17 protein-coding genes and 1 tRNA gene are annotated in these 20,053 nt (G+C 67.9%); 12 read left to right on the forward strand and 6 right to left on the reverse strand.

Annotation, left to right across the window (positions count from 1 at the left end; genetic code table 11):
- Positions 1 to 53 precede the first annotated feature (53 nt).
- Genes prpB through CFN17_RS14580 form a run of 3 tightly spaced genes read right to left on the reverse strand, consistent with a single transcriptional unit; the run spans position 54 to position 3,141 of the window.
- Entirely contained in the window at positions 54 to 956 is a 903-nt protein-coding gene (gene prpB, locus CFN17_RS14570; RefSeq protein ID WP_208748478.1) for a methylisocitrate lyase, read from the reverse strand.
- Positions 956 to 2,476 (reverse strand): MmgE/PrpD family protein, encoded by a 1,521-nt coding sequence (locus CFN17_RS14575; RefSeq protein WP_208748479.1) that lies wholly within the window; start codon positions 2,474 to 2,476, stop codon positions 956 to 958. The genes prpB and CFN17_RS14575 overlap by 1 nt, the downstream gene beginning before the upstream one ends.
- 26 nt (positions 2,477 to 2,502) lie before the next feature.
- A complete protein-coding gene (locus CFN17_RS14580) occupies positions 2,503 to 3,141 on the reverse strand; it encodes a GntR family transcriptional regulator (protein ID WP_208748480.1) in 639 nt (212 codons plus the stop codon).
- Positions 3,142 to 3,329: 188 nt separating this feature from the next.
- Here CFN17_RS14580 and CFN17_RS14585 point away from each other — a divergent pair, with 188 nt between their 5' ends.
- Positions 3,330 to 5,228, forward strand: coding sequence for an AMP-binding protein (locus CFN17_RS14585; RefSeq protein ID WP_208748481.1), 1,899 nt, complete (start codon positions 3,330 to 3,332; stop codon positions 5,226 to 5,228).
- A 12-nt stretch (positions 5,229 to 5,240) separates the two neighbouring features.
- On the opposite strand, the gene CFN17_RS14590 is transcribed toward CFN17_RS14585, so the two are convergent.
- The 3 genes from CFN17_RS14590 to CFN17_RS14600 all read right to left on the reverse strand — a co-directional run bounded on the left by CFN17_RS14590 (position 5,241) and on the right by CFN17_RS14600 (position 8,487).
- On the reverse strand, positions 5,241 to 5,684 hold the full coding sequence (locus CFN17_RS14590) for a hypothetical protein (protein WP_208748482.1): 444 nt from the start codon (positions 5,682 to 5,684) through the stop codon (positions 5,241 to 5,243).
- A gap of 347 nt (positions 5,685 to 6,031) precedes the next feature.
- Positions 6,032 to 6,751 (reverse strand): response regulator, encoded by a 720-nt coding sequence (locus tag CFN17_RS14595; RefSeq protein ID WP_208748483.1) that lies wholly within the window; start codon positions 6,749 to 6,751, stop codon positions 6,032 to 6,034.
- Positions 6,748 to 8,487, reverse strand: coding sequence for a sensor histidine kinase (locus tag CFN17_RS14600; RefSeq protein WP_208748484.1), 1,740 nt, complete (start codon positions 8,485 to 8,487; stop codon positions 6,748 to 6,750). The genes CFN17_RS14595 and CFN17_RS14600 overlap by 4 nt, the downstream gene beginning before the upstream one ends.
- Positions 8,488 to 8,621: 134 nt before the next feature.
- Here CFN17_RS14600 and CFN17_RS14605 point away from each other — a divergent pair, with 134 nt between their 5' ends.
- From CFN17_RS14605 to CFN17_RS14655, 11 genes are all read left to right on the forward strand, one after another.
- Complete coding sequence (locus CFN17_RS14605) at positions 8,622 to 9,980, forward strand: cation:dicarboxylate symporter family transporter (RefSeq protein ID WP_208748485.1); 1,359 nt, start codon at positions 8,622 to 8,624, stop codon at positions 9,978 to 9,980.
- Positions 9,981 to 10,258: 278 nt separating this feature from the next.
- Positions 10,259 to 11,158, forward strand: coding sequence for a ParA family protein (locus CFN17_RS14610; protein WP_208748486.1), 900 nt, complete (start codon positions 10,259 to 10,261; stop codon positions 11,156 to 11,158).
- Between the two features lie 5 nt (positions 11,159 to 11,163).
- On the forward strand, positions 11,164 to 12,009 hold the full coding sequence (locus tag CFN17_RS14615) for a ScpA family protein (protein WP_208748487.1): 846 nt from the start codon (positions 11,164 to 11,166) through the stop codon (positions 12,007 to 12,009).
- A 125-nt stretch (positions 12,010 to 12,134) separates the two neighbouring features.
- Positions 12,135 to 12,740 carry an SMC-Scp complex subunit ScpB gene (locus CFN17_RS14620; RefSeq protein WP_261792473.1) on the forward strand — a complete coding sequence of 202 codons (606 nt, stop codon included), beginning with the start codon at positions 12,135 to 12,137 and terminating at the stop codon, positions 12,738 to 12,740.
- A 50-nt stretch (positions 12,741 to 12,790) separates the two neighbouring features.
- Positions 12,791 to 14,062: a pseudouridine synthase gene (locus CFN17_RS14625; RefSeq protein WP_208748488.1), complete on the forward strand. Its 1,272-nt coding sequence runs from the start codon at positions 12,791 to 12,793 to the stop codon at positions 14,060 to 14,062.
- 2 nt (positions 14,063 to 14,064) lie between these two features.
- The gene (locus CFN17_RS14630) at positions 14,065 to 15,174 is read left to right on the forward strand and encodes a prephenate dehydrogenase (RefSeq protein ID WP_208748489.1); all 1,110 of its coding nucleotides are present in this window, start codon (positions 14,065 to 14,067) and stop codon (positions 15,172 to 15,174) included.
- A complete protein-coding gene (gene cmk / locus CFN17_RS14635) occupies positions 15,174 to 15,944 on the forward strand; it encodes a (d)CMP kinase (protein ID WP_261792212.1) in 771 nt (256 codons plus the stop codon). The genes CFN17_RS14630 and cmk overlap by 1 nt, the downstream gene beginning before the upstream one ends.
- Positions 15,945 to 15,981: 37 nt before the next feature.
- Positions 15,982 to 16,698 (forward strand): 1-acyl-sn-glycerol-3-phosphate acyltransferase, encoded by a 717-nt coding sequence (locus tag CFN17_RS14640; RefSeq protein WP_208751516.1) that lies wholly within the window; start codon positions 15,982 to 15,984, stop codon positions 16,696 to 16,698.
- Positions 16,695 to 18,245, forward strand: coding sequence for a ribosome biogenesis GTPase Der (gene der, locus CFN17_RS14645; protein ID WP_208748490.1), 1,551 nt, complete (start codon positions 16,695 to 16,697; stop codon positions 18,243 to 18,245). The genes CFN17_RS14640 and der overlap by 4 nt, the downstream gene beginning before the upstream one ends.
- A 148-nt stretch (positions 18,246 to 18,393) precedes the next feature.
- Positions 18,394 to 18,470 (forward strand) — tRNA-Pro (locus CFN17_RS14650).
- A 159-nt stretch (positions 18,471 to 18,629) separates the two neighbouring features.
- The coding region (locus CFN17_RS14655; protein WP_208748491.1) for a hypothetical protein at positions 18,630 to 20,053 on the forward strand (1,424 nt) is incomplete at its 3' end.

The raw sequence follows: 20,053 nt of genomic DNA on the forward strand, positions 1-20,053 counted from the left end.
CCTTCGTTCCTAACGCCTGTATACCGGCATCTGCCGGCGGTTCCATGCGGGGCTTACTGACCTGGGATCTGGAAATTAAAAACTCCGGTATCGAAGCGGTTGTAGGCCTCGTAGTCAACGAGATCGTACAAACGCGCACGGGTCAGCATGCTCCCAACCTGTGCCTCCTGGGTACCGTCGGCCTTAATCGATTCCAGAGTACGCTCCGCAGCCCCCATGGCACTACGGAGCAGGGTCACCGGATAAATGACCATGTTGACCCCGACGCCGGCGAGTTCGTCCACCGTGAAGAGGGCGCTCTGGCCGAACTCGGTCATGTTGGCCAAAATGGGGACGTCGACGGCGTCGCGGATCGCCTGGAACTCGCCCAGGTCCTTCATTGCCTCCGGGAAGATCGCGTCCGCACCGGCCTCCACGAGCGCCTTGGCCCGGTCCTGGGCGGCCTTGAGGCCGTCGGTGGCCCGGATGTCGGTGCGGGCCATGATCAGGAAGTTCGGGTCCCGCCGGGCGTCGGCCGCCGCGCGGATCCGCTTGGTGGCGGTCTCGAGGTCCACCACGTTCTTGCCGTCGAGGTGGCCGCAGCGCTTGGGGTTGAACTGGTCCTCGATATGGCAGCCGGCCAGGCCGGCGTTCTCGAGTTCCTGAACGGACCGTGCCACGTTCATCGGTTCGCCGAAGCCTGTGTCGGCGTCCACGATCGAGGGCAGGTCGGTCATGCGGGCGATCTGCCCGGCCCGGGTGGCGACTTCGGTCAGCGTGGTCAGCCCGATGTCCGGCAGGCCGAGGTCGTTGGCCAGGACGGCGCCGGAGATGTAGACGCCGGCGAAACCCTTTTCCTCGATCAGCCGGGCAGAGAGCGGGTTGAACGCGCCCGGGAACTGCGCGATCGTGCCGGAGGCAAGGATCTCCCGGAACCGGATCCGCTTCTGCTCCGGTGTGGTCTTCGAGTACAGCATCAGAAGAGTCCCTTCGGTGCGGCTGCGAGGTCGATCACGCCGTCGGCCGCCTGGATGTTGAGCTGGTCCAGCTCGCCGGCGGCAAGCTCGGGGAGCCGCGCGGCGGCGGTGAGGAAGCGTTCGATCTCGTCCTCGGCGACCAGGCCGGCGGCGAGGGTGCGGAACTTGTTGACGTACTGCTCGCGGGCGAACGGCCGGGCTCCCAGCGGGTGGGCGTCGGCGACGGCGATCTCATCGGTGATGACGGTGCCGTCCGTGAGGGTGATGACCACGGAGCCGCCGAAGGCCTTTTCGGCGATGTCCAGCGAGTGGTAGCGGCGGGTCCATTCCGGGTCCTCCACCGTGGTGACCTTGTGCCACAGTTCCACGGTGTCCGGCCGGGCGGCGCGCTCGGGGGCGTAGGAATCGACGTGGTGCCAGGCGCCGTCCTGCAGGGCGACGGTGAAGATGTAGGGGATGGAGTGGTCCAGGGTCTCCCGTGAAGCCGTGGGGCTGTACTTCTGCGGATCGTTGGCGCCGGAGCCGATCACGTAGTGCGTGTGGTGGCTGGTCTTGATCAGCACGGACTCGACGTTGGCCGGGTCCGTGACCTCGGGGTGCTCGCCGTGCAGCTTGCGGGCGAGGTCGATCCATGCCTGCGCCTGGTACTCGGCGGAGTGCTCCTTGGTGTAGGTGTCCAGGATGGCCCGCTTCGCTTCACCCTTCTCCGGCAGCGGGACCATGTAGGAGGCCTCCGGCCCGTCCAGCATCCAGGCGATGACGCCGTCTTCGCCTTCGTAGATCGGCACGGGGGAGGTCTGGCCGCGCATGGCACGGTCGGCGGCCTCGACGGCCATCTTCCCGGCGAACGCCGGGGCGTGGGCCTTCCAGGTGGAGATCTCGCCCTTGCGGGACTGCCGGGTCGCGGTGGTGGTGTGCAGGCCCTGGCCGACGGACTGGAAGATGGTCTCGACGTCGAGGCCCAGCAGGGTGCCGATGCCGGCGGCCGCCGACGGGCCGAGGTGGGCCACGTGGTCGATCTTGTGCTTGTGCAGGCAGATGGCCTTGACCAGGTTGACCTGGATCTCGTAGCCGGTGGCGATCCCGCGGATCAGGTCCCGTCCGCTGGAGCCCACGTGCTGGGCGACGGCCAGGATCGGCGGGATGTTGTCGCCCGGGTGGGAGTAGTCGGCGGCCAGGAACGTGTCGTGGTAGTCGAGTTCACGGACCGCGACGCCGTTGGCCCACGCCGCCCACTCGGGGGCCACGCGCTCCTCGATGCCGAAGACCTTCGAACCCTTGCCGCCGGTGCTGGGTCCGTGGGTGAGGGCCTGGGCGCGGGCGGCGACGATCGGGGCCCGGTTCAGTGAGGCGATCGCCACCGAGGCGTTGTCGATGATCCGGTTGATCACCATGTCCGTGACCTCATCGGTGACCTCCACCGGATCCGCGGCGACCTGGGCGATCTTGTACGCCAGCTGGTCCTCGCGGGGGAGGTTTTCCTCGCTCTTGTAAACGCGGACGTGGTGTTCCTTGACCATGGTGCTCCTTCTACTGAGGTATGTGCCTAGTGGGATGTATGTGTCGCTTTGACGTGGGAAAGGCTGCGGTGCAGGTGGATGGTGGTGGCGGCCTCGGCCAGTCTCGGGTTGCCGGCAGCGATCGCCTCGGCGATGGCGGCGTGTTCGGCGGCGGCAGCGGTGAGCCGGGCGGTGTCGTCGGCGGCCAGCCGCCGCACGCGCACCAGGTGGACGCGGAGGCTGCGCATGGCCTGGACGAGGTAGGCGTTGGAAATCGCGGCATCGATCGCCGCGTCCAGCCGTGCCACCAGCCCGTAGTACTCGTGGAGACCGGGATCCCCGGCGCCGATGAGTTCCGGGGCCCGGAGAAGTTCGCTCCGGAGCTGTTCGAAGGTCCCGGGGTCGCCGCGCTCGGCGGCCAGCGCCGCGGCTTTGCCTTCCAGGGTTTCGCGCAGTTCGAACAGTTCATCGATGTCCTCGAGCGAGATGTCGGTGACGACGACGCCGCGGCCGCCCGGCGTCGTCAGTCCCTCGGCGGTGAGCCGGCTCAGTGCCTCCCGCAGCGGGGTGCGCGAGACGCCCAGGCGCTCCGACTGTTCCACCTCCGCCAGCACGGTACCGGGCAGGAGGCGCCATTCGATGATGTCGTCGCGCAGTGCCGCATAAGCCTTGTCGCTGGCGCGCATCCTGCCTCCTTCGCTGGTGGCCCCGAACGGGTGGCCAAAATTCAGTGTATACACACAGTGGGACTTTGCCCAGCATTATGCGATATTGCCGTCAGTATCAGCTGTTTCTGTATACATGACTCTTGTGGGTCCGCCTTGCCGCGGACTACCATGGGCTGCATCACACCGTCGTGGACAGGATGAATGCCATGGGCACCAAGAGCTACCGGGACGCCTACGCACGCAGCGTGGAGCACCCCGCCGACTTCTGGCTGGATGCCAGCCGCGCAATCTCCTGGTCCGCCCCGCCCCTGACAGCCCTCGACTCGGGCCGGGCACCGCTCTATGACTGGTTTACCGACGGCGTCCTGAATACGTCCTACAACGCCCTCGACCGGCACGTCGCCGAGGGCAGGGGCGCCGAGGACGCGCTGATCTACGACTCCGCCATGCTCGGCACGCAAAGGCGGTACAGCTACGCCGAACTCACGGAGCTCGTGGCCCGGTTCGCCGGCGTCCTCCGGCGCCGCGGCGTCGGGAAGGGGGACCGGGTAGTGATCTACATGCCGATGATCCCCGAAGCAGCCATTGCGATGCTGGCAACGGCCCGGCTTGGCGCCGTGCACTCGGTGGTCTTCGGCGGGTTCGCGCCCAAGGAGCTCGCAGCCCGCATCCGGGACGCGGCCCCCGCCGCGGTAGTGACGGCGTCGGGCGGCATCGAGCCGTCGCGCCGGATCGACTACCTGCCCGCCGTCGCCGAGGCGCTGGGCATCGCCGGCGTCCCCGACACCCCGGTGCTCGTCAAGGCCAGGGAAGGCTTCGCCGGCTCGGTGGCCGACCACCCCGGCTGGCTTGACTGGGACTCGGAGATGGCCTCAGCCGAGCCTGCCGCGCCGGTGGACGTCCGGGCCACCGATCCGCTGTACATCCTCTACACCTCGGGCACCACCGGTACTCCCAAAGGCGTGGTGCGGGACAACGGCGGCCACGCCGTGGCCCTGAGCTGGACCATGGAGAACATCTACGACGTCGGACCCGGCGACGTCATGTGGACCGCCTCGGACGTCGGCTGGGTGGTGGGGCATTCCTACATCGTGTACGGGCCGCTGCTGGCCGGGGCCACCACGGTGCTGTACGAGGGAAAACCGGTGGGAACCCCCGACGCCGGCGCGTTCTGGCGGGTGATCCAGGACCACAAGGTCAACGTGCTATTCACGGCGCCGACCGCGTTGCGGGCCATCCGCAAAGCCGACCCCGAGGCGCAGCTGCTCGAACGTTACGACACGTCGAGCCTGCGGACCCTGTTCGCCGCCGGTGAGCGGCTGGACACCGACACTTTCCACTGGGCCTCCAGAGTCCTCCGCGTGCCGGTGGTGGACCACTGGTGGCAGACCGAGACGGGCTGGGCTATCTGCGCCAACCCCCGCGGCCTGGAGCAGCTCCCGATCAAGGCCGGCTCGCCCAGTGTGCCGATGCCCGGCTTCCGGCTCAACATTGTGGACGGCGCGGGCGAGGACGTCGAGGCCGGCACGGAGGGCAACATCGTTTTGAAGCTGCCGCTGCCGCCGGGCACCCTGGCCACGCTCTGGCGCAACGACGACCGCTACATTTCGTCCTACCTGCAGGCCTTCGAGGGGTACTACGCCACGGGCGACTCGGGCTACCGGGACGGCGACGGCTACCTGTTTGTCATGGGCCGGACCGACGACATCATCAACGTTGCCGGGCACCGGCTCTCCACCGGCGCCATGGAGCAGGTGATCGGCCAGCACCCGGCCGTCGCCGAATGCGCCGTGATCGGCCTCGCCGACCCGCTCAAGGGCCAGCGCCCCAGCGGTTATGTGGTGCTGAAGTCCGGGGTGGACATCCCGGAGGAGGTGCTGGTCAAGGACCTCGTCGCCCTGGTCCGGCGGGACATCGGCGCCGTGGCGGACTTCAAGCACGTCACTGTGGTGGAGGCGTTGCCCAAGACGCGTTCGGGAAAGATCCTGCGCAAGACCATGCGCCAGATCGCCGATGGCGAGAACTACGTGGTCCCGTCCACGATCGAGGACGCCGGTGTAATCGACCGGCTGGTGGGCACCCTGCGCCCGGCCACCACGGAATAGCGGGGCCGTCCGCTAGGTCCGGGGTGCCGGTTCCACGGACTCCACGGCATAGGGTTTGGTCGCGGACCGCTGCAGTGGATGACGCAGCCGTGTCTGGTAGGGGACGTCCCGGAGCGTCGCCCGGGGGTCCAGTTGGACAACCAGGAGTGGTTCCTCACGGGCGGCGTCCACCCGCAACACCATGCCGTCCCGCCTCCCGTCCACGAGCAGCGGGGTCGCCGGTTCCACGGCGGTCTCCTGAAGGAGTTCCTGGTAGTCGGGGCCGGCCGCGAGGAAGAGGACTCCGTGGGCGGCGCCGACCACTGTAAGCGGGATGACCGGGTCAGGGGGCAGGGGTGCCGGAACGGGGTGCGGTTGTGCGGCGTTCACCTGGGCTGATGGAGCCCTGGCTGCGTCGAAGATCCGGTCGCATTTGCGGCATCGGGTCCGGGCGCCGACATCTGCCAACAGGCTCACGCGCAATCCCCTGGGGGCGTGCTCCCATTTGTCGGCAACGGTTTGGCACCACTGCGTGTGGTACTCCCTCCCGTGTTTCATCACGTAAACGTGGCCATCGCCGAGGACGGGCGCCTCTTCCCGCCCGGCGGCCGGCACGGCCGGCCGGAACGGGCCTGGTCCTCCGGCGTCCGCGTGGGCGGACGGGCTGGCCTTGAGGAACGTGCGGATCAGTGGACTGAGCTGCCGTCTGGGTCGCGGCATTGTGGGTCCTTCCTGTGCGGCGTGACTGCGCTTTTCCCCAAATGCCCCCAATCCAGCTTGATGGCTTTTCGCTCAAGTTGCCAGTCGGGAAAGGCCGGACCAGTTCACGACGCCGGCCGGTTCCAGCGGTATTCGTTTTCCGGGCGGCCCGGGGTGCCGTAGCGTGCGGCGCGGGTGACGGTTCCGGCATCGGCGAGGTACTCGAGGTAGCGCCGCGCGGTGACGCGGGACATGCCCAGCGCCTCCATGACCTCGCTCGCCGAGACCGCCCCGGCCTGGGCCTTGATGAAGTCCTGGACGGATTCCAGCGTGGAGACGGACAGCCCCTTGGGCAGCGATATTTCGGAGGGGGCCCGGAGGCTCGCAAACGCCTGGTCCACGTCACTTTGGGAGGCGCCGGCGCCCGGCTTGCCGGCCCCGGAGCCCGCGAGCTGTTCCCGGAACTGCCGGTAGCTGGCGAGCTTGTCCGCGAACGTGGAGTAGGTGAACGGCTTGATCAGGTACTGGACAACGCCCGTGGCCACCGCGCTGCGGACAATATTCAGCTCCCGCACGGCGGTGATGGCGATGATGTCCGCGAAGAGCCCGGCCGCCCGCATCCGGCGCGCGATGTCCAGGCCGTGCAGGTCGGGCAGGTTCATGTCCAGGAGCACGAGCTCCACCGGGTTGCCGGCCGCTGCGAACTCCGTGAGCAGGCGCAGGGCGGACTGCCCGTCGGGGGCGGAGCCGGCCAGCGCAAAGCCGTCGAGCCGTTCGACATAGGCGGCGTGTGCCGCGGCGGCGATGGGCTCGTCCTCGACGACGAGCACCCGGATGTCGCTCATGGCTGTCCCTCTGTTGTGGCCGGCGGTGTTGAGCCCGGCTCTGTCGTGACCGGCGGCCGTGTATCCTGCGGTGCCGTGACCGGCAGCGTGACGCGGAAGAGTGCTCCGGCGGGGCTGGTGATTGTCATCGTACCGTCCAGCCGGTGCACCGCCTGGCGGACCAGAGCCAGGCCCAGGCCCCGCCCGAACGGGCCGGGCGTCTTGGTGCTGAAGCCGTGCCGGAAGACGTCCTCCACGGCCGCGGGGTCGATGCCGGGGCCGCTGTCCTCCACCGTGATCTCCAGGGAGTCCCCGGCGCTCACTACTGACAGCTCCACGAGCCTGGGCGGCGGTGCCTCGGCCGCGGCGTCGATGGCGTTGTCCAGCAGGTTCCCGAGGATGGCCACGAGGTCCTGCACGGCGAGGCCCGTCACGGCCGTGGAGCCGCCCGTATTCAGGATCAGCTCGACGCCGCGTTCATGGGCTTCGGCCACCTTGCCCATGATCAGGGCCCCCAGGACCGGTTCCTCGATGGAGCCGACCAGGTCATCCGTAAGGCTCTGGCTGAGTTCGAGGTCCTTCGTGGCGAAGTCCAGCGCCTCCGGGGCGCGCCCCAGTTCCATCAGGGACACGATCGTGTGGAGCCGGTTGGCGTGCTCGTGGGTCTGGGCACGCAGGGCATCCGAGAGGGTGCGCATGGTTTCGAGTTCGCTGCCCAGGGACTCGATTTCCGTCCGGTCCCGGATAGTGGCCACCGTCCCGTAAACATGGGCCCCGTGTGCATGGGCATCGTGGACCGGATTGGCAGCCGCCCGCCGCTGGCGCCAGGCGGTCGACGCCGGGCCCACCGCCGGGCCCTGGTTGACCACCAGGACCCGGGAGCCGGTCAGGTGGATCTCGTCGAGGGCGGTCCGCCCGGATTCGAACAGCTCCTTCAGGCTGGGGGCAAGCGGCAGTTCTGCCAGCGACGGCGCCGCCCGGCGCCCGGGTTCCGAACCGCCGTCGGGGGACTGCTTTGCCAGCCCCAGCAGTTCGGCGGCCTGGTCGTTGTACATGACCACCTTGCCCTTGGGGTCAATGAGGATCACGCCCTCGCGCACCGAATGGAGCACGGACTCGTAGTAGGCAAAAAGCTGGCCCAGTTCCTCGGGACCCCAGCCGCGGGTCACCCGGCGCAGGTAACGTCCCAGCAGCCACGATGCCACCGAACCGCCCACCAGCAGCCCCAGGGAGATGGCCAGCAGCGCCGGCAGCCTGCCGGAGACCGCCACATCCACGGTCCCGACCGTCACACCCGCGGCCACCAGTGCCCGGACCTTGCCATCGGCATCCTTGACCGGGGCGATGGTCCGCACCGACGGCCCAAGGGTGCCGGCCACGACTTCCGTGAACACCCGGCCGCCGAGGGCTTCCTCGATCGAGCCGATATAGGGCTTGCCCAGTTCCTCGTTGCGCGGGTGCGTCCACCGGGTCCGGTCCGGGGCCATGATCGTCACGAAATCCGCGTCGGCATCGTTCATGACCTTCAGCGCATACGGCTGGAGCAGCGCTGAAGGGTCCGCGGCGCTCGCCGCCTGCAGGACGAACGGAGCATCCGCCACCGTGGTGGCGATGCCTTCCATCCGGCGACCGGCCTCGAGATAGGCGTGGTCGCGTGCGTCGACGAACGTGGCCGTTCCCACGATCGCGGTCAGCGCCACGATGAACAGCAACTGGGCCACAAACAGCCTGCGCGCGATGCTCCAGCGGTGGATCATCAACACCTTCCATGACCAATATGAACGCAAGGGTGATGTGCGTCACCCCGTCATCAATGATGGGTTACACACGAACGGTCGAGCGGACCACAGCAGGAACCGCACGAATGTCCAGCCTATCCAAGGAGAACACGATGGCCTCTCAACGAGGAGAGTCGGCAGCACCGGCCGCAGCGCCGGCCAAGAAGCGCAAGGGACTGGACAAGTCCCACTACCTGTACATGGCAGTCATCGTCGCCGTCATTGCGGGCGCCCTCGTCGGGCTGCTGTTTCCCGAAGTGGGCAAATCCCTGAAGCCGCTCGGTGACGGTTTCATCAAGCTCATCAAGATGATGATCGCCCCCGTCATCTTCTGCACCATCGTGCTGGGCATCGGCTCCATCGCCAAGGCCGCCACGGTCGGCAAGGTCGGCGGCCTGGCGCTTGGCTACTTCGTGGTCATGTCCACCTTTGCCCTGGCGATCGGCCTCGTGGTGGGCAACCTGGTCCACCCGGGCGAAGGCCTCAAGCTCGCCCCCTACGATCCGAACAAGAAGGCGGCGGTCGACAGCACCGTCGACTTCCTCCTGGGCATCATTCCGGGCGACATTCCCGTCCTCCCGACCCTCCTCGCCGCAATCCTGGTCGGGTTCGCGCTGCAGAAGATGGGACCCCAGGGCGCCCCGATCCTCAAGGCTGTCGGCTACGGCCAGGCCCTCGTGTTCCGCATCCTCATCATGATCATGTGGCTCGCCCCGGTCGGCGCCTTCGGTGCGATCGCCGCCGTCGTGGGCGCCACCGGCGTGCAGGCCATCTTCAGCATGTTCACGCTGATGATCGCTTTCTACATCACTTGCGCCCTGTTCATCGTGGTGATCCTCGGCGGCCTGCTCAAGGTGGTCGCCGGCGTCAGCATCTTCCGCCTCATGAAGTACCTGGGCCGCGAATACCTGCTGATCTTCTCGACGTCGTCCTCCGAAGCGGCACTGCCCCGCCTGATCGCGAAGATGGAACACCTCGGCGTGTCCAAGCCCGTCGTCGGCGTGACCGTTCCCACCGGGTACTCGTTCAACCTGGACGGCACGGCCATCTACCTGACCATGGCTGCGCTGTTCGTTGCCAATGCCATGGGCACGCCCCTGGACCTTGGCGCCCAGGTGTCCCTCCTGGTCTTCATGATCATCGCCTCCAAGGGCGCCGCCGGCGTGACCGGTGCCGGCCTCGCCACCCTGGCCGCAGGACTCCAGGCGCATGCGCCGCAGCTGCTGGGCGGCGTGGGCATGATCGTCGGGATCGACCGCTTCATGTCCGAGGCACGCGCCCTGACCAACTTCACCGGCAACGCCGTCGCCACCGTGCTGATCGGCACATGGGTCAAGGAGATCGACGGCGGACGGGTGGACCGTGTCCTCCGCGGCGCCGAACCGTTCAACGAGGAAACCATGCTCGCCGGGCACGGCACCAGCGCCGACGCCGACACCGAGCCGGCAGTGCCGGCCCCGGCCTACGCCTAGCCCCGCCGCACCTGGACCGGCCGGGCCCAAACCGCCAGCCCCGACGAACTGCCCGGACGCCGACCAGCGTCCGGGCAGTTCCATGCGGACTAGGATCGGGACCTGCACGAACCTTCGACTTCTACCCGAAGGTCAAGGCTCACATGGCGGCGATTGTCAAGGTCCGCGGATTACCGTGTCGGGCGCTGTAACCTTGGGAGGAAACACGCTCGGCTTCGGAGCCTGGCGCGGCAGTACCAAGCACCACCATCACCGTCATCGAAAGTGTGGATAGATACGTGAGCAGCGAACGGGGTTCAGCAACTCTGGAAGGCATCGAACTGGATCTGGAAGACGCCGTCATGGGCCCCACCGGGCGCCCCCAGCGCGACTTTCCGGAACCCGCGCCGCTGTCTTCCCACGGTCCTGCGCGGGTTATCGCCATGGTGAACCAGAAGGGCGGGGTGGGTAAGACCACGTCCACCATCAACCTCGCCGCCGCGCTGGCCGAGTACGGCCGCCGGGTACTCCTGGTGGACTTCGACCCGCAAGGTGCCCTGTCCGCAGGCCTGGGCACCAACCCGCACGAGCTCGACCTCACCGTCTACAACGTACTGATGGACCGCAAGGTGGACATCCGCGACGCCATCCAGAAGACCGGCGTCGAGAACGTGGACCTGCTGCCCGCCAACATCGACCTCTCCGCCGCCGAGGTCCAGCTGGTCAATGAGGTCGCCCGCGAACAGGTCCTGGACCGGGCGCTGAAGAAAGTCGAGGACGACTACGACGTCGTGCTGATCGACTGCCAGCCCTCCCTGGGCCTCCTCACCGTCAACGCGCTGACGGCCGCCCACGGCGTCATCATCCCCCTGATCTGCGAATTCTTCGCCCTGCGGGCCGTGGCGCTCCTGGTCGAAACGATCGACAAGGTCCAGGACCGCCTCAACCCGCGACTGCAGGTCGACGGCGTCCTGGCCACGATGTACGACGCCCGGACCCTGCACGGGCGCGAGGTGATCGCCCGCCTCGTGGAGGCGTTCGGCGACAAAGTTTTCGAGACGGTCATCAAGCGCTCCATCAAGTTTGCCGACGCCACCGTTGCGGCCGAACCCATCACCACTTACGCGGGCAACCACGTCGGCGCCGACGCCTACCGCCGCCTGGCCAAGGAGCTCATTTCGCGCGGCGGCGCGCCCTAAGCGCCGTGACGGCGACGCTCACCCCGCCGGCGGAGCTGTCACCGGCGAAGAAGCCCGGGTTCGAAGTGCGGCTTGCCAACTTCACCGGCCCGTTCGACCTCCTGCTCGGCCTGATCTCCAAGCATCAGCTGGACATCACCGAAGTTGCGCTCTCCACGGTCACCGACGAGTTCATCAAGTACATCCGGGGATTGCAGCAGCTGGGGGAGGAGTGGGCCCTGGACGAGGCCAGTGAATTCCTGGTCATCGCGGCGACCCTCCTGGACCTCAAAGCCGCCCGGCTGCTGCCCGCGGGCGAGGTTGAGGACGAGGATGACATCGCCCTCCTGGAAGCCCGCGACCTCCTGTTCGCCCGGCTGCTGCAGTACAAGGCCTTCAAAGAGGTGGCCGGCATGATCGGCTCCACCCTTGAGCTCGAGGCCCGGCGGTTCCCCCGACAGGTGGCCCTGGAAGGGCACTTCGCGGCCCTGCTGCCGGAGCTGCTCTGGCGGCACACCCCGGAGCAGTTCGCCGGCCTGGCCGAAGCAGTCCTCAAGCCCAAGGCGGCAGCTCCCACGGAGGTCGGCGTCGCCCATTTGCACGGCGCCCCGGTCAGCGTGAAGGAGCAGGCCGAACTGATCGGCCACCGGCTCCGGCTCGGCACGCCGCTGACGTTCCGGGCCCTGATCGCCGACGCCGAATCCACCCTGGTGGTCGTGGCGCGGTTCCTGGCGCTGCTGGAGCTCTTCCGGGACCGTGCCGTGGGTTTCGAGCAGCTGCTGCCGTTGGGCGACCTGACGGTCCGCTGGACGGCCGATACCCAGGACTGGAGCAGCGAACACTTGAGTGAAGAATACGAGGACCGGCAGTGAACGAACGACTTCCTGAAGAGCCGCGCGGCGAAGCCGGAGCGGCCGGGCCGGACCCTGATCCGGAGGCGGCTCCGGACGTCGCGAGCCTGCCCGGCGGTGCCCGGGCGGCACTCGAAGCGGTCCTGATGGTCATCGACGAACCCGCCACCGCCACGGCCCTGGCGGCGGGACTGAACCTGACGGTCGACGTCGTCGAGTCCCTGCTGGCTGATCTGCAGCGGGAGTATAACGGCTATACTGGTAATGCCCCGGAAGCGGACGTCGCCAGCCAGACCAGCACCACCAACAGCACCAACACTGGCAACAACAATGGCAACACCACCGCCCCCCGGGGTTTTGAATTGCGGAATATCGCCGGAGGCTGGCGCATCTATTCGCGCCCGGAATTCGCCGAGATCGTCGGCGCGTTCGTGCTCGAAGGACAAACAGCCAGGCTGACGCAGGCGGCGCTCGAAACGCTCGCCGTCATCGCTTACCGCCAGCCCGTTTCAAGGGCGCGGGTGTCTGCAATTCGAGGAGTCAATGTTGACTCCGTCGTGCGGACGCTGACGCAGCGGGGACTGATCGAGGACTCGGGAACGGATCCCGAATCCGGGGCCATCCTGTACCGCACGACATCGTATTTCCTCGAGCGGATGGGAATTGGCTCTGTGGCTGAATTGCCGCAGCTTTCCCCCCACCTTCCAGGACTGGAAGGCATCGAGGAGTTTTACGACGCTGGAAGAATGTAGGCAGTATCAGGGCAGGCACAACGCCTGCGCACGAAACAAAAGGACGGGTCATGACACAGGCGGGACGCCAGGGTTCACCACGTAACAGCGCCGGGCGCAGCAGCGCAGCAGGCGGCAACGCCGCTCACGGCAATGCAGCACAGGGCAAGACAGCGCAAGGCAAGACAGCGCAAGGCAAGTCAGTACTGGGCAGGCCCGGCCAGGGCGGCGCCCCGCGCGGGGCCGGCGGCAAGGGAGGCCGTGACTTTCCCAAGAGCGGCGCTGACCGCGCGTTCAAGCGCCCCAAGCCCCGCGAAGAAGCATTCATCGATCCGGACCTGCACGGCGGCCCGGCGCCCCGGCCTGCCTCAGGCGGCTGGAAGGCCGACGGCCCCGCCAAGGGCCCGAGCCGGAAGCCAGCGGCCCGGAAGCCCGGCTTCGGCAAAGAGCCCGGCACGCCCGGCGCGGTCAAGCCCAAGCCGCGCACCGGCGCCAAACCGGCCGGTCCCCGCGCGTTCGGCAGCGAACGCTTCGGCAAGAACCTCGGCCCCGTGCGCAAGCCCGCCCGCAACCGTGGACCACGCCGCGAAGTGCCGCAGTCTGAACTGCACGACGTCGACGGCATCCGCCTGCAGAAGGTCATGGCCTCCGCCGGCGTCGCCTCGCGCCGCGTCTGCGAGGAAATGATCGCCGAGGGCCGCGTCGAGGTTGACGGCCACGTCGTCACCGAGCTCGGCATGCGTGTCGACCCGAAGACCGCCGTGATCCACGTCGACGGCCTGCGCATCCAGCTGGACGAGAACATGGTCTACATGGTCTTCAACAAGCCCAAGGGCGTCGTTTCCACCATGGAGGACCCCGACGGCCGGCCGTGCATCAGCGACTTCGTCCGCCACCACCACGGCGAACGCCTCTTCCACGTCGGCCGGCTCGACGTCGCCACCGAGGGGCTGCTGCTCCTGACGAACGACGGCGAGCTCGCCAACCGCCTGACCCACCCCTCCTACGAAGTGCCCAAGACCTACCTTGTCCAGGTCCGCGGTCCCTTCCCGCAGGGCGTTGGCGCCCAGCTCAAAGCCGGCGTCGAACTCGAGGACGGCATCGCCTCGGTGGACTCCTTCCGGCTCGTGGACTCGACCCCCGGGCACGTGCTGATCGAGGTCGTGCTGCACTCGGGCAAGAACCGGATCGTCCGGCGCCTGTTCGACGCCGTCGGCTTTCCGGTGCTGCGCCTGGTCCGCGTCAAGGTGGGCCCGATCGGCCTGGGCGACCAGCGCCAGGGCAGCATCCGCAACCTCGGCAAGCAGGAAGTCGGCCACCTGCTGGCGTCCGTGGGGCTGTAGGCATGTCCGCCTTTCGCATGCACGGGCGCGGGCACCTCAACGGCCCGGTGGTCGTCGTGGGCTCCGGGCTCCTGGGTACCAGCATCGGGCTGGGACTGCGGGGCCGGGGAGTTGCCGTGTTCCTGTCCGATCCCTCGCCCACCAATCAGGCGGTCGCCGTCGACATCGGCGCCGGGCTGCCCTTGGCGCGCCTTGACGGGGAGCAGCCGGAGCTCGTCGTGGTGGCCGCGCCGCCGGACGTCACGGCCGACGTCGTCGCCAAAGCGCTGCAGGACTACCCGCAGGCCGTCGTGGTGGACATCGCAAGCGTCAAGGCGGGGATCCTCGCCGAGCTCCGCAGCCGCGGCGCCGACCTCGGCCGCTACGTCGGCACCCACCCGATGGCCGGACGCGAAAAGTCCGGTCCCGTTGCCGCCCGGGGCGAACTGTTCACCTCCATGCCCTGGGTCGTGTGCCCGGCGGCGGAGACCCTGCCGGAGTCGCTGCAGGTGGCGCGGGCGCTGGCCGGGGACCTTGGCGCCGTCGTGTCCGAATTCGACGCCGCGGAACACGACGAAGCCGTGGCACTGGTGTCCCACCTGCCGCAGGTGATGTCCTCACTCGTGGCCAGCCGCCTCCAAGGAACCCCCCTGCACGCGCTGTCCCTGGCCGGCAACGGCCTGCGGGACGTCACCCGGATCGCCGCGAGCGATCCCACGCTCTGGGTCCAGATCCTGGGTGCGAACGCGGACAAGGTGGTCGACATCCTGCACGGGGTCCGCGAGGACCTCAACCGGCTGATCGGAACGCTGGAAGCGCCGACCGCCCCCGGCGCCCGGCTCGATCTCGCCCAGCTGATCAGCGAAGGCAACGCCGGGCAGTCCCGGATCCCGGGCAAGCACGGCGGGCCCCCGCAGGCGTACTCGTGGCTGACGGTCCTGGTGGATGACACCCCGGGGCAGATCGCCAAGCTCCTGACCGAGATCGGCGAGATCGGTGTCAACCTCGAAGACCTGCGCCTTGACCACTCCTCGGGACAAAACGTGGGCATGGTGGAAATATCCGTTCTGCCCAACAAGCACGACCTCCTGATAGAAGCCCTTAACGACCGTGGATGGCGGGTACTCCAGTAATGACCCAGGAACTCATTGAGACAGTGGACGTGATCCGGCCCGGGAAAAGCCTGGTGGTCGCCATCGACGGCCCGTCCGGATCCGGTAAGTCGAGCGTCAGCAAAGAGGTGGCCCGCCGGCTCAAACTGGCGTATCTGGACACCGGCGCGATGTACCGTGCCCTGACCTGGTTCTGCCTGGAGAACGGAACGGACCTGAACGACGGCGCCGCGGTCGAGGCCGCGTCCGAGGCCCTGCCGCTGGAGCTGAGCACGAGCCCGCGGGAAGACTACGTGCGCGTCGACGGAAAGGATGTGACGCTCGCGATCCGCGAGCCGGCCATCTCCGCAGCCGTCAGCGCCGTCGCCACCACCCTGGGGGCACGCACGGAACTGATCCGCCGGCAGCGCGAACTGATCGAAAAGCACCACCGCCGCATGGTGGTGGAGGGCCGGGACATCACCACCGTGGTCGCGCCCCACGCGGAAGTCCGGATGCTGCTCACCGCCAGCGAGGAAGCCCGGCTGCGCCGCCGCGGGATCCAGCTCGGCGGCAGCCAGAACGCCGAGCAGCTGGCAGCACAGGTCATTCACCGGGACGCGAAGGATTCCACCGTGGTGAACTTCACCACGGCCGCCGACGGCGTCGTCACCCTCGATTCCTCGGACCTGGACTTCGACGAAACGGTGCAGGCCGCCCTCGACATTGTGGACACCGTGATCAACTACGCTGTCAAGCAAAATACTGTGAAGCAAAGCAGCGCTCGGCACCGGGCCGTCGACGGTGACTGACCTGCAGGCGGGAACGCAGGCGGCAGCGCAGATTTCCGTGCCCGGCCGCTGGACGACGACGTGGAGCCGGCCCGTCGGCTGGCTCCTGGACCACGTCGCCTACCGTACGTCCGTGACCGGGCGGTCCAACGTCCCGGCAACCGGGCCCGTGATCTTCGCCGGCAACCACATCAGCTTCCTGGACGGCCCGGTCATGTTCGGCGCGTCGCCCCGGCCCATGCACATCCTGGTGAAGCAGGAGATGTTCACCGGGTTCCTCGGCCGGGTGCTCACGGCCTCAGGCCAGCTTCCAGTGGACCGGCGCGGCGGCCGGGCTGCCCTGACGGCCGCACGGAGCCTGCTCGAGGCCGGACGCTGCGTCGGGATCCTGCCCGAAGGCACACGGGGGAGCGGTGCGGCAGCCGCGATCAACAACGGCGTCGCCTGGCTGGCCCTCAACTCCGGCGCCACGGTGGTCCCGGTGGCCATCCTGGGCACAAGGACCGGCGGGGAACACCTGGACAGTGTTCCCGCACCGCGCCGCCGGCTGCACGTCAGCTTCGGCGGGGCCATCAACGTCAGCCGCAGGCCCGGCGAGACCGGCCGTGTTTCAATGGACAGGGCCGGGACCGAAATACGGGCCGCACTGGCCCGCCACGTCCAGGACTCGATCCAAAGAACCGGGCAGCCCCTGCCCCACGCGGAATCCCCGCACGAACGACCTGTTGCAGTAGCCGGGACGCCGGCAGATCACCACCTAAGGAAAGTGCAATGAGCGATACGACTCAAACCTCCGGCAACTTCGGCGCCGGCGAAGACGAATACACGCCCACCGGCACCGACCAGGTGGCTGAGCACCTTGCCGCCCTGGACGACGAGGAGGCCGAGCTCCGTGCCGCGTCCCTCCGGGCCGGCCTGGACGACTACGAGCTGGATGAGGACGATGCCGCCCTGCTGAGCGGCCATTTCGACGACGAGGACTTTGACGGTCCGGTCAAACTCGATCCGGTCCTGGCCATCATCGGCCGGCCCAACGTCGGCAAATCCACCCTGGTCAACAGGATCCTGGGCCGCCGCGAGGCCGTGGTCGAGGACACCCCCGGCGTCACCCGCGACCGCGTCATGTACTCGGCCCACTGGAACGGCCGCAACTTCACGGTGGTGGACACCGGCGGCTGGGAACACGATGCCCGCGGCATCCACGCCCGCGTCGCCGAGCAGGCTGAGATGGCCGTGGAACTCGCCGACGCCGTCCTGTTCGTCGTCGACTCCGCCGTGGGCGCAACCGCCACCGACGAAGGCGTCATGAAGATGCTGCGCAAGTCCAGGAAGCCGGTCATCATGGTGGCCAACAAGGTGGACGACTTCGCGCAGGAAGCCGACTCCGCAGCCCTGTGGGGCCTGGGCTTCGGCGAACCCTACCCGGTCTCGGCCCTGCACGGCCGCGGTGTGGCCGACCTCCTGGACCACGTCATGGACACCCTCCCCGAGTTCTCCACGATCGAGGGCCTCGAGCGCTCCGGCGGACCCCGCCGCGTCGCGCTGATCGGCCGTCCGAACGTCGGAAAATCGTCGCTGCTGAACAAGCTCGCCGGATCCGAGCGTGTGGTGGTGGACAACACCGCCGGCACCACCCGTGACCCCGTTGACGAATTCATCGAACTCGGCGGACGCACCTGGCGTTTCGTGGACACCGCCGGCATCCGCCGCCGCCAGCACATGGCCCAGGGGGCCGACTTCTACGCCTCCCTGCGGACGCAGAGCGCGCTCGAAAAGGCCGAGGTCGCCGTCGTGCTCCTGGCCGTGGATGAAGTGCTCAGCGAGCAGGACGTGCGCATCCTGCAGCTCGCCATCGAATCCGGCCGCGCCCTGGTACTGGCCTTCAACAAGTGGGACCTCCTCGACGACGAACGCCGCCGCTACCTCGAACGCGAAATCGAGCAGGACCTGGCCCACGTGTCATGGGCCCCGCGGGTCAACATTTCGGCCAAGACCGGCTGGCACAAGGACCGGCTCGTCCCGGCCCTGGACCTGGCCCTGGAAAACTGGGACAAGCGCATCCCCACCGGACGCCTCAACGCGTTCCTGGGCGAGCTCGTCGCAGCGCACCCGCACCCGGTCCGTGGCGGCAAGCAGCCCCGCATCCTCTTCGGCACCCAGGCCTCAAGCCGGCCGCCGAAGTTCGTGCTCTTCACCACCGGCTTCCTGGACCCCGGCTACCGCCGTTTCATCACCCGCCGCCTCCGCGAGACCTTCGGTTTCGAGGGCACGCCGATCGAAGTCAACATGCGTGTGCGCGAAAAGCGGGGCAAGAAACGTTAATTCCGACACACCTGGGCCTGACAGTGTGAAATTGTCACAGGCACCCTCCGGGATCGTGTAAGCTTTTCAAGGTGGTTCGGCCGGACTGCTTGGAAGAAATCCTGGAGGATATCCGGGGCCCATTCCCAGCGGAGAACGGCGGAACCAGCGGGCTGTAGCGCAGCTTGGTAGCGCACTTGACTGGGGGTCAAGGGGTCGCAGGTTCAAATCCTGTCAGCCCGACCAACAGTAAAAACCCCGCCATTCCTGACAAGGAATGGCGGGGTTTTCTGCGTTCCGGACACCTCGCCCAGATTTCCCCAAGGTCCCGCCGGGTAGTCTGCACGGATTATCGCAGGCGGGTGATGCACCCGGATTGAGAACCTTGGCTGGGCGGGTAGATCAATGAAAACACTGCTGCGGGCCGGCGTCATGGCCGCGCTGAATGTTGTGGTGCTGAATGTTGTGGTTCTGGCGGGGCTTACCGTCGGCGCGGGTCCGGCTTCGGCCGCGACGTGCCAGCCGGGCGCGCCGCAGCCAACCAACCAGTTCCCGGGCAAGACAGTGATCGCGGCCAACTTCGAGTCGGGCAGCATCACCGGTGAAGGCTTTGACCCGCCCGACACCGCCGGGACCGGCACCGCGGACGTCTCCTCAGCGCAGCGGCACGCCGGGCGCTGCTCGGCGCACTTGCATGTCACCACCGACGCCGGCTCCCTGGCCAATTTCTCGGCACCGCTTCCGTCCGGCAGCAGCGAGGTGTACACGGACGGCTGGTTCAACATCACCAAGGCCGGCGTCACCGGCAACGATGTTCCGTATTTCCGGTTCTTCAACGGCAGCACCCGGATGCTGGACGTCTTCCGCAACAACGGCAGCGGAGACCTCGTATTGCGGGTGACCTCGCCCACCCAGTCCGGGCAGTTCTCCTACCAGACGCTCGCACCGAACGTGCCGCTGGGCTCGTGGCATCACATCGTGGTGCACGTGGTGGCCAACGGCGGGTCTTCGACGGTCGAAGTGTGGTACGAGGACCGGCAGGTCTACTCCAGCACGAAGGTCGGCACCGGCTTCTCCTCCGTCACTCGGGTGCAGCTGGGCGCCGAACACCGGCGGCAGGCCGGCGACAGCTATATCGATGATGTCGTCATCAAGGCAGGGAAGGCCGGGCAGTCAGCTCCGCAACGCCCGGGCACGTTCACCCCGATCGCTCCCACCCGGGTCCTGGATACCCGGAACAGCGCCCCCGTGCGCGCCGATTCGTCGGTGTCGTTCCAGGTCGCCGGGGTCAACGGGATCCCGGCCAAGGTGTCCGCGGTCGTCTTCAACCTCACAGTGACCCAGCCGCGGTCCCTCGGGTTCATCACGGCCTATGCCTCCGGCACGGCCCGGCCCAACGCCTCGAACCTGAACTTCTCTGCCGGGCAGACGGTGCCGAACCTGGTGACGGTCCCGGTCGGCGCTGACGGGAAGGTCGCGCTGTTCAACAGGTCCTCGGGGTCCTCACAGCTGATCGCGGACGTCACCGGCTATTACGTCACCGGCACACCGGCGACGGCGGGCGCGTTCAAGAGCCTGCAGCCGGCCAGGCTGCTGGACACCCGCAACAGCGCCGCCGTCCGTGCCGATTCCGCGGTGTCCTTCCAGGTCGCCGGGGCCAACGGCATTCCCGCCTCGGTCGCCGCCGTGGTGTTCAACCTGACGGTGACCCAGCCGAAGTCCCTGGGCTTCATCACCGCCTACGCCTCCGGCAAGGCCCGGCCGAATGCCTCGAACCTGAACTTCTCCGCCGGGCAGACGGTCCCGAACCTGGTCACGGTCCCGGTCGG

Source organism: Arthrobacter sp. PM3 (genome assembly GCF_003352915.1).
Taxonomy (GTDB): Bacteria; Actinomycetota; Actinomycetes; order Actinomycetales; family Micrococcaceae; genus Arthrobacter.